Annotated in this window: 8 protein-coding genes; 4 read left to right on the forward strand and 4 right to left on the reverse strand. The window is 44.0% G+C overall.

The window, feature by feature from the left end:
• The first annotated feature begins 98 nt into the window (after positions 1-98).
• Positions 99-245, forward strand: a complete 147-nt coding sequence (locus PSE7429_RS26665; RefSeq protein ID WP_009628923.1) for a hypothetical protein — start codon at positions 99-101, stop codon at positions 243-245.
• Between the two features lie 240 nt (positions 246-485).
• Here the strand turns inward: PSE7429_RS26665 and PSE7429_RS18845 are convergent, their stop codons facing one another.
• Positions 486-1,775: a glucose-1-phosphate adenylyltransferase gene (locus PSE7429_RS18845; RefSeq protein ID WP_009628924.1), complete on the reverse strand. Its 1,290-nt coding sequence runs from the start codon at positions 1,773-1,775 to the stop codon at positions 486-488.
• Between the two features lie 266 nt (positions 1,776-2,041).
• Between PSE7429_RS18845 and PSE7429_RS18850 the strand changes: the two genes are divergently transcribed.
• Both PSE7429_RS18850 and PSE7429_RS18855 read left to right on the forward strand, forming a co-directional pair.
• Positions 2,042-3,382 (forward strand): thioredoxin domain-containing protein, encoded by a 1,341-nt coding sequence (locus PSE7429_RS18850; protein ID WP_009628926.1) that lies wholly within the window; start codon positions 2,042-2,044, stop codon positions 3,380-3,382.
• A 243-nt stretch (positions 3,383-3,625) separates the two neighbouring features.
• Positions 3,626-4,840 carry a DUF2252 domain-containing protein gene (locus PSE7429_RS18855; RefSeq protein ID WP_009628927.1) on the forward strand — a complete coding sequence of 405 codons (1,215 nt, stop codon included), beginning with the start codon at positions 3,626-3,628 and terminating at the stop codon, positions 4,838-4,840.
• A gap of 181 nt (positions 4,841-5,021) precedes the next feature.
• Here PSE7429_RS18855 and PSE7429_RS18860 read toward each other — a convergent pair whose 3' ends face one another.
• Positions 5,022-6,050, reverse strand: coding sequence for a 30S ribosomal protein S1 (locus PSE7429_RS18860; protein WP_009628928.1), 1,029 nt, complete (start codon positions 6,048-6,050; stop codon positions 5,022-5,024).
• 438 nt (positions 6,051-6,488) lie between these two features.
• Positions 6,489-7,841 (reverse strand): 16S rRNA (cytosine(967)-C(5))-methyltransferase, encoded by a 1,353-nt coding sequence (locus PSE7429_RS18865; protein WP_009628929.1) that lies wholly within the window; start codon positions 7,839-7,841, stop codon positions 6,489-6,491.
• Positions 7,842-8,105: 264 nt separating this feature from the next.
• On the opposite strand from PSE7429_RS18865, the gene mraY reads away from it, so the two are divergent.
• A complete protein-coding gene (gene mraY / locus PSE7429_RS18870) occupies positions 8,106-9,209 on the forward strand; it encodes a phospho-N-acetylmuramoyl-pentapeptide-transferase (protein ID WP_009628930.1) in 1,104 nt (367 codons plus the stop codon).
• Positions 9,210-9,260: 51 nt separating this feature from the next.
• Here the strand turns inward: mraY and PSE7429_RS18875 are convergent, their stop codons facing one another.
• Positions 9,261-9,713 (reverse strand): pentapeptide repeat-containing protein, encoded by a 453-nt coding sequence (locus PSE7429_RS18875; RefSeq protein WP_009628931.1) that lies wholly within the window; start codon positions 9,711-9,713, stop codon positions 9,261-9,263.
• Positions 9,714-9,864 lie beyond the last annotated feature (151 nt).

Consider the following 9,864-nt stretch of genomic DNA (forward strand, 5'->3'; position numbering starts at 1 on the left):
GCCCGCTGCGCGGGCGGTATGCTCTTCTGGGTTTTAAGTTTACTTATGCCTAGCTACTTACTTAGATGAAACCGAGTTAAATTTGGTGGAAATGCTTTATGTCAAATACAAAGGAATATATTTCTTCGGAAAAGTATCGTCAAATGTTGGTACGTGATGGCGATCGCCGTTTTCAAGAATGGCACAATCGCTTTTTGAATTATCAACAGGCTTATCTCGAAGATATGAATAAACGTAAAAAGTAACGTAAAAAGTAAGGAAAAGGCTCGCTTAGCGAGCCTTTTCCTTACATACTCTGCCTGATAACAATTTCAAGAATGGCAACGCCATTTTGGGAATCTCAAAATGGCAATGCCATTTTGGGAATCTCAAAACCTGACTGGGTTTGTTTTTTAATTCACTGAAGTGTTGTCACACTTTCGTGAATTGGTATTATACCCAAAAAAGAGGTTTCACTTTTGTGGCACTTCTTTTTTTGTGATTTTTTAGATAATGGTGTTGTCAGGTATAACCGCATTCTTGACAACTACGACTATACCGTTACAGATGCAGTAGCCGAGATCTTCACGATTGACATCTTGAACGCGATCCTTGTTGATGATTTGCACGTTTTTACCAATGCGCGCATTCTTATCAATGATCGCATGACGAATCACGGTATTTTCACCAATACCCATAGGTACTCTATCGTTCTCAAGATCTGACTTCCGTTCATCTTCGGGCTGATAGAAATCACAACCCATTAATAGAGTATCTTCGATCGTGCAATTAGCATCGATATGCATCCGAATGCCGACGACGGAATTGGTGACGGTCGCTTGGTAAAGCATACAGCCTTCACCAATGATCGAATCTTTGACTTTGCAGTCATGAACCTTGCTAGGAGGCAAATAACGAGCGCGAGTGTAGATCGGCTTTTTGGTTTCGTAGAAATTAAAGCCCGTCGCAGGATGACGAGTCAACTCTAGATTCGCCTGATAGAAGGACTCGATCGTTCCAATATCTTCCCAATATCCCTTATAGAGATAAGCTTGAACGTTCAACTTATGAATGGCATCGGGAATGATTTCTTTACCAAAATCAGTATGCTCAGGATTTTCGCTGAGCAGTTTTAGCATAGCTTGCTTGTTAAAAACGTAGATGCCCATCGATGCTATGAAGGGATTAGCGATCGCCTCCGCCGCATCTAGTCCCAGCTTAGTTGTATCAACACGCATCCCATCTAGGGCTTCGCCTTTAGGCTTTTCTAGGAAGTTAATCACTTTACCATCGCTGTCAGTTTTTAGCAGCCCAAATGCTGATGCTTTTTTCTGATCGACAGGTAATACTGATAGTGTGATGTCAGCACCAGTTTCACGGTGGTGTTGGACAAACTTCTCATAGTCCATATTATATAAATGATCACCCGATAAGATCAAATACTCACTGACATTCCAAGACTCTAAAAGCCATGCGTAGCGACGAACGGCATCGGCAGTACCTTGGAACCAGTCTGGGCTATCGGGTGTCTGTTGAGCGGCTAAAATTTCCACAAAGCCATCGGAATAGGAGGCGGGACGATAGGCTTGATTGACATGCCGATTAAGTGATGCCGAGTTAAACTGAGTCAGGATATAAATTTTTTCAATGCCTGAGTTAATACAGTTACTTACGGGGATATCGATTAATCGATATTTACCTGCTACGGGGACTGCGGGTTTAGCGCGTGTCTTGGTGAGGGGATATAGTCGGCTTCCCTGTCCGCCGCCCAGAATGATAGCCAGTACATTTTTCATAAATTATTCGGATTATCTTGGCTTTTTTATTTGCATATTTTTTCTGAATGCAAACATTGTCTATCTTTGCGGGGATCGTTGCAAGTAATGTAAGAACAGAAATTCATAAAGTTATCGAAGTGTTGACGATCGCTTTTATAACAATTGGGATGGGTGGGATAATATTGCCGAAAGGGGAAACCGCTGGAACAAAATAACTAAGTCTCAAGTCTCCTAGGTATTAGGTCTAGGTCTAAGGTTAAAACTGTTTAATTTAGGGAAGTTTTATGGTGCTTGTGAGAAAAACTCTAGCTAACTCATGCTTTACATTACTAAGTACGATCATGAGTGCGATCGCGATCTCTGCTATCTCCACACCACAGCCCGCTAGGGCTGAGCAACTGACTCTGGAAATGACTCTGGAAAATCTCGTCCAACAGGCAGCTTCTAAAGATCCCGCCACAGCACAGGAAGCGATCGCGAAATTACGCGATTTTAAGAACTTAGGTGTTGATGCCTTTTGGAAGACTTACCAAAGCGAACTACCAAATAATCCCCAATTGCGCGCGAGTTTAGATGCAATTTGTCAGCAAAAGGACTGCGATGCCTCGCGGCTGTACTGGTATAAGGATTTAGAAGCCGCTAAAGCTGCATCCAAGGAAACTGGTAAACCCATTCTGTCTTTGCGGTTGTTGGGCAATCTAAATGATGAGCTTAGTTGCGCGAACAGTCGATTTTTCCGTACTGCACTTTATCCTAATGCGGCTGTATCCCAATTACTGCGCGATCGCTTCATTTTGCATTGGCAATCTGAGCGCCCCGTCCCCAAGGTGACCATTGATTTTGGCGATGGGCGGAAATTAGAACAGACCCTCACAGGCAACAGCATTCACTATATTTTGGATAGCGAAGGTCGCCCGATTGATGCAGTTCCAGGACTATATAGCCCTCAAGTCTTTATCACAAATCTCAAGAGTGCGGAGTTGGCATTTCAATCATTGCAGGGGACTAACGGCGATCTCGACCTTCGCCGCGAAATTTTAACTAAGTATCATCGCGATCGCTATGCCAAATTAGCAGAAAATTGGCAAGCCGATCTCACAAGGTTGCGGTTACCGTTACAGCCATTGCTGCCACTGACTGTTACCGATCCTAAGGCTAGTGCCATGCTAGCAAGTCGTTTGACGATAGGTAAAGCTATGGTTGAATTACCGACTTTGAGTCGTACTAATGGCGAGCCTCTAGCTGAAGTTACAACCGCTTCACAATTCTCTAAACTAAGCGATGAAAATTGGGCGAGACTGGCAAGACTTTATCAAAACCGAGTCTACCTAGATCGAGGCAGCCTCAATATCATGCAGCGCAAATTATCGCCAACTGCCTCAATGCCAACGGTAGTGAGCAGTTTTGAACGCGCGATCGCTCAGGATACCGTTCGTAATGAATATGTATTTCACGCCCAGATCCATAACTGGTTTGCCAATGGCGAATTTATGGATAGCAATCCCGCCTTATTTACAGCGCTCAATCGCCGAGTTTACGATCAGCTATTCCTGACACCAGCTAGCGATCCTTGGTTGGGCTTGGTAAATGAAAATGTATATTCAGGAATTAGTAAAGTTAATTAGTAAAGTTAATTAGGCATAGCTGCCGCCAGTGTTGCCGCGCGGAGCGCGGCAACACTATTTTGGGTTTTATGTCCTAACAAGACTGGCGGCAGCTACTCCCTTCCCAGTGAAAAATTAGACGTTGCGGCGCGAAGCGCCGCAACGTCTAATTTTTCACTGGGAAGGGAGTATTTAACCCAAATCAAAAAGTGATAAACTAATGAATGTGTTTGGGAACACATTCATTAGTTTTAGGGACTGTTTATGGCAAAACGAAACATTCGCGCCCGTATTGAGAAATTTAATCTCAGCCAGCCACGAGACCCCAAACTGCTCGAAGCAAAATATGCGGCCATGCGGTCAGAGACCGAGAATCCCTTTGTTTTCTTTCGGGCTACCTGTCATCTTTTTTATGAAGACTTGCCTATTACATCTTGGTTCAAAAAAGCCCCACTCACTTGGATTTGCGGCGATCTGCATATTGAGAATTTTGGAAATTATAAAGCCAGCAATCGTCGAGTTTATTTTGATATTAACGACTTCGACGAGGCGGTTTTAGCCCCATGCACTTGGGAAATTGCCCGATTGCTAACTAGTATTTTTGTGGCTACGGAAACCTTTGCTATCGGACAAGATCTTGCCGAAAAGCTCTGCCAGCAAATTCTCGATTCCTATAGTCAAACTGTTGCTAAAGGTAAAGCCTATTGGATGGGAGATGATACGGCTCATCAGGTTATCAAAGACATGCTGTCTCGCAAAACTGAGGTGAAGCGGAAGGAGTTACTTGAGGAGCGAACGGAACTGAGCAAGGACAAACAAAAACGCTCGATTAAAATTGATAACAAAAAGGCTCTGGCGATTTCTGACGAACAGAAGCAAAAAGTGCAAGGTTTCATGGAAAGCTTTGCTGCTCAACAATCCAATCCACAGTTTTTTAAATTATTGGATGTTGCCCAACGCATTGCGGGTAAAGGAAGTTTAGGGGTCGAGCGCTATGTTTTACTAGTGGAAGGCAAAGGGTCACCCGATGGGAATTATCTGCTCGATCTGAAAAAATCTCTGCCTTCTTCTCTCGCCCCCTATAGCATCATTTGGGAACAACCAAAATGGGCAAATCAAGCCGATCGCATTGTCTCGATCCAAAGGCGATCGCAGGCGATCACCATCGCCTTTCTTGATACGATTGTTAATGGTACTGAGTCCTTTGTGCTGCGGGAACTTCAGTCTACCCTAAGTCCCACCGACCATTTAAAAATCACGAAATGGGATGATAATTTGGATGAGTCCAAGGAATTGATGCGGGCTTTAGGTGAAGTGGTAGCTTGGTCACATCTCCGCAGTAGCGGTCGACAAGGATCGGCGATCGCCGATGAGCTAATTAATTTCGCCAGTAAATCAAAATGGAAAACGGAAATGATGGAATATGCGAAGACCTACAGCCAACAAGTCCATAAAGATTGGCAGGAATTTCGTTTATAAATTTTACAAGTAGCTAAGGGACTTACGAGAAAATAAGATACCAATCCAGATTTACCAGAATCGGTGGCGCGGCTCCGCCGCGCCACCAATTCTGGTTTTATATTTGGTACTTCATTAAATCGCAAGTCCCTAACGTTACTAGATAACTGGGTGGGACATTTTTATCCACAAGTGCCTAAATTTAAGCGACAACTTCTTCAGTAGCTTCAGCTACGACTTCCTCAGGGATTTCAGGCTCTTCCATAGCATCAGGAACTTCATATTCTTCCTCTTCTACAGCGGCTACAGGGATTTCCATAACAGCAGGAGCAGCATTGAGTTGTTCACGATACTTCGCAGCCATCTCTTCCGCCTTGGAGTACACGAGTTGAGGATCTCTCACCATGTCACCAGGTTCTGCTTCGAGTTGCTTGGTAGAGAGGGAAATTCTACCGCGTTCCGCATCGAGATCGATAATCATCACCTTCACTTCGTCGTTGACGTTGAAAACGTTGTGAGGAGTTTCGATATGCTCGTGGGAGATTTCGGAAATGTGGAGCAGACCACTTACACCACCGATATCGATGAATGCACCGTAAGGCTTGATACCACGGACTACACCGATGACGACTTCGCCAACTTCAAGCTTGTTCATCTTGCGCTCGACGAGGGCTCGGCGATGGCTGAGGACTAGACGGTTGCGATCTTCGTCCACTTCCAAGAACTTAAGTGGCAATTCTTCGCCCACCAATTCTTCCTTAGGCTTGCGGGTGCTGATATGAGAACCAGGGATAAATCCACGCAGTCCTTCAATTCTGACCAGAGCACCACCACGATTGGTCGCGAAAATAAGCGATCGCACGGTTGCGTCTTCTGCTTGCAACTGACGTACGCGTTCCCATGCTCTCATGTACTCAATACGACGGATCGAAAGAGTTAGTTGTCCTTCTTCGTTTTCGTCGGCGAGAATGAAAAATTCACGGGTTTCATTATTTTGTAAAACTTCTTCAGGCTGATCGACACGGTTAATCGACATTTCCTGAATCGGGATGTACGCTGCTGTCTTTGCACCAATGTCAATGAGTGCGCCTCTTGGCTCAATGCTGAATACGGTACCAGCAACGATGTCGCCAGGGCTGAAGTGATAGTCGTATTTATCTAAAAGCTTAGCAAAGTCTTCATGTGTGAAGCCGACATTGGTGGTTGTAGCAGTTTTTGCCCGATTGATCATAACTAAATTTTTCCTTGTTCCTGTTTTGAATTTATCTGGTTTCCTCCCAGAAATGTAAGAGCATTAGCCATTAAGGTTTTTGCGGTTTACATCCTACGCCTATTGATGTTGTTAATATGTTGTTGATATTTAGTAAAATGTATAGGCATAGGTTTGCAATCTTAGCATATTGAGGTTGGATCGATAAAGTATTAAAAATTATTTTTTACTTTTTTTACCTTATATATCAACGTAATACCAATTCCCAAAATGGTGTTGCCATTTTGGGAATCTCAAAACCTTACTCGGTTTGGTGTTTAATTCACGAAAGTGTGACAACACTTTCGTGAATTGGTATAAAGTTTGCTTAGGACATAAACACCAAAAGAAGGATGCCGCGCTCCGCGCGGCATCCTTCTTTTGGTGTTTATGTCCTGATACAGATGTTAGGCTCTTTTGCTAGGCTCTTTTTTGTAGTTTAACCATGAAAAAACCATCCATATTATGTTCGTGAGGCAAGACCTTTACCCAGCCGCGATCGCTTGCAAAATGAGCCGCAGGATTTTCGGCACTTGGAGGGACGATTTGCCAATCAGGATGATGCGTTAAAAACTGCTCGATCACTTCTTCATTTTCGGCAGGATGGATAGTGCAGGTGCTGTAGACGATTACCCCCTCTGGCTTAACCCATTGCATAGCCTGAGCAAGAATTTCAGATTGAGTTTTCGCTAACTTATAGGGTTCATCGGGAGTTTGTCGCCAACGGGCATCGGCATGGCGGTGCAATGTCCCTAAACCTGAGCAGGGTACATCTAGTAATACGCGATCGCATTTGCCTTCTGGGATACCTGCAAATTCACGGGCATCCAATTCAATGGTCTGCACATTGGTGATCCCCAGACGCGCCGCATTTTGTTCGACCTTTTTTAAACGACTTGCCAAACGGTCTAGAGCATAAACCTTGCCAGTATTTTTTAAGCGATCGCTGATATGCGTAGTTTTACCGCCAGGAGCCGCGCAAGCATCGACAACGATTTCATGGGGCTGGGGATCCAAGAGATAGGTAACTAATTGGGCACTGGCATCTTGGACTGACCACCAACCCTCTTTGAATTTAGGCAATTGACTGACCTCGCCCGCCCCTTGCCCCACGCGAATACCATCGGGAAGGTGAGGAATTGGTTCGGCAACAATGCCTGCTTCCGCAAAAGCGGCTAGAACTTGATCCCGCTTGGCATGGAGCAGATTGACCCGTAAATCAAGATGGGGAGTCTGGTTAAACCAATTACAAATATTTGCGATCGATTCTTGACCAAATTCTTTTTGCCACAGATCGATTAACCATTCAGGATAGCTATAAAAACTTGCGGGATCGCTGATATCGGCAAGAATATCTCCCTTCTCTTTCGCTCTGAGTATGGATCGCATTACCCCATTTGCGAACCCAGACAGCCCTGCGAGCTTGTTTTCTTTAACTAGTTCTACGGTGGTATGAACGATCGCTGAAGCTTTGATGCGATCGAGAAAACATAGTTGATAGACACCAATCTGTAAGATTATTAATAGGTCTGGTGGTAATTTTGCGATTGGTTTTTGTGAAAAGTTTTGCAAAACTGCTTGCAGGGTTTTTTGACGGCGCGTACATCCGTAGACTAACTCCGTGATTAGACGGCGATCGCTTTCTAGGAGAGTGATGTTTGCTTGTCGAGCTTTTGAAAGCGTGCAGTCTAGCGCTACATCAGCATAGGCATTGCGTCTTTGGATTAAACGCAATGCTTCAAGTGCAATCTGTCGAGAATTTTTACTCGTCATCGGCAATTTAATGGCAATTTAATAAAGTTAAAGGGCTATTTATTGAGCTGTTTAACTGGGCTATTTACAAAGATTGACTTGGTTGAATCAAAGAATTATCAAAATTCAATGGTTGCACTGTAGACAAATGCGATCGTAATTTGGTATCTAAGAGCGTAGATTCGGGTGATCTTTAATCATCTGTACAAAAGCCGTAAAAAAGCTTCCGATCTAAAATTCGATCTGAATAAAGTGTGATGGTTACTGTGGGTGTGAGGAGCGGCAATGGTTGATACTGGTGTAAGAGTTAGGAAAGCAAAATTTCCAACAGGAAGTAGCCTAGCACTTGGGTTGGCAATCGGTTTAATAAGTTTAATTGTTGGTGTCGATCTTTTCCTAAATCCTAATATAAGTTCAAAGCTATTACTGCCATTTACTTTGGGTGGCGCAGGTGTGGCTCTCTTAGGTTCGTTTGCAGTGCCTACGTTACGTCGCCTAAAGGCAGGGCAGGTGATCCGCGAAGATGGACCCCAAGCTCATCTGAAGAAGCAAGGCACGCCAACGATGGGGGGGATATTTATTATACCCGTTGGGATCTTATTAGCGTTGGTATGGTCGGGATTTGATGGCAAGGTATTAGCTTGTAGCTTACTAACATTGTCTTTTGCGTTTATCGGTTGGTTAGATGACTGGAAGATCTTGCGTCGCCACTCGAATAAAGGCTTATCTCCTCGAGCCAAGCTTTTACTCCAAGCCTTTTTTGCCGCTTGTTTTTGTGGGTGGTTAGTCTTAACCCAAGATTGGCAAGCGATCGCCACTATTAATTTGCCACTGCATTTAATGATTCCGCTTGGTGTGCTGTTTTTCCCACTAGCTTTATTTGTTTTTCTAGGTAGCAGCAATGCAACTAACCTCACCGATGGCTTAGATGGTTTAGCGGGTGGGACGGGAGCGATCGCCCTATTTGGAATGGCGTTATTGCTATTTCCGCAAAACAAAGAACTTGCTATTTTCTGTATGTGTCTGAGTGGTAGCTATTTAGGCTTTCTCTGGCATAATCGCTATCCAGCTCGCGTATTTATGGGGGACACGGGATCGCTAGCTTTAGGGGGGGCGCTCGCCTCCACTGCGATTCTTGGCAACCTGCTCTGGGCATTTTTAATTGTCGGTGCAATTTTTATCTGGGAATCAATTTCAGTGATCGCACAGGTTAGCTATTACAAGGCAACTAAGGATGAAACTGGTATGGGCAAACGGCTGTTCAAGATGGCACCTTTTCACCATCATCTAGAGCTAAGTGGCTGGCACGAGCTACATGTTGTCCGATTCTTTTATTTAACGGGTGGTTTTTTAGTGGGAGTTGCTCTTTTGATCAGTAAAATTCCATAAAATTATTTTCCTAATGACTAAAAATCCCTACAGGGATTTTTAGTCCCATCCTTAGTCACATTCTAAGGATTCTCTTGTGTTAATACCTGTCTTGGCGTTAGTGCCTTTTGCCTTAGAGCAGAGCCATTTACGCTGTGCGCCATCCATAATGGCATCGGTAAAATCAGCACCATCTATATTTACAAAATCAAAGGTACTTCGTAACAGGATGGTCTCCACTAACAGGGCATTACTGAGATCGGCTTTCGCAAAATCAGCTTGATCTAGTAATCCCCCTGAAAAATCCGTACCTTTCAGATTTGCTTTGCGTAGAATTGAAGCGCTAAATACCGCCCCACGCACATCGGCATTTTCAAAATTTGCTCCCTCCATATTGGCATTCGCAAATCCTGACCCGACTAGATTCCTGCCTGAGAAATCCCTATTTTTTAGTTGAGCGTGGCTAAAGGATAGGGTTTCTGCTTGAGCGGGCAGCGGTAAAGTTAAAAAACAAGCGATCGCCATAACTATGGCGATCGCTAGATATAGAGACGATCTCAAAAATGAACTTGAAAAATTTTTTAAAAATAACATAATAGAAGTTACGCATTGACAAAAGGGAGAAAATAGGCATTGAGTTAGCCAGCAATAGCCATAGCAAAATGAGGGAAATCAG

It is taken from the genome of Pseudanabaena biceps PCC 7429 (assembly GCF_000332215.1).
Lineage (GTDB): Bacteria > Cyanobacteriota > Cyanobacteriia > Pseudanabaenales > Pseudanabaenaceae > Pseudanabaena > Pseudanabaena biceps.

What these genes read in the sequence shown, in the direction of transcription:
- PSE7429_RS26665 (WP_009628923.1), top strand. Translation starts at nt 99, where the DNA reads ATGTCAAATACAAAGGAATATATTTCTTCGGAAAAGTATCGTCAAATG.
- PSE7429_RS18845 (WP_009628924.1), bottom strand. Translation starts at nt 1,775, where the DNA reads ATGAAAAATGTACTGGCTATCATTCTGGGCGGCGGACAGGGAAGCCGA.
- PSE7429_RS18850 (WP_009628926.1), top strand. Translation starts at nt 2,042, where the DNA reads ATGGTGCTTGTGAGAAAAACTCTAGCTAACTCATGCTTTACATTACTA.
- PSE7429_RS18855 (WP_009628927.1), top strand. Translation starts at nt 3,626, where the DNA reads ATGGCAAAACGAAACATTCGCGCCCGTATTGAGAAATTTAATCTCAGC.
- PSE7429_RS18860 (WP_009628928.1), bottom strand. Translation starts at nt 6,050, where the DNA reads ATGATCAATCGGGCAAAAACTGCTACAACCACCAATGTCGGCTTCACA.
- PSE7429_RS18865 (WP_009628929.1), bottom strand. Translation starts at nt 7,841, where the DNA reads ATGACGAGTAAAAATTCTCGACAGATTGCACTTGAAGCATTGCGTTTA.
- mraY (WP_009628930.1), top strand. Translation starts at nt 8,106, where the DNA reads ATGGTTGATACTGGTGTAAGAGTTAGGAAAGCAAAATTTCCAACAGGA.
- PSE7429_RS18875 (WP_009628931.1), bottom strand. Translation starts at nt 9,713, where the DNA reads ATGGCGATCGCTTGTTTTTTAACTTTACCGCTGCCCGCTCAAGCAGAA.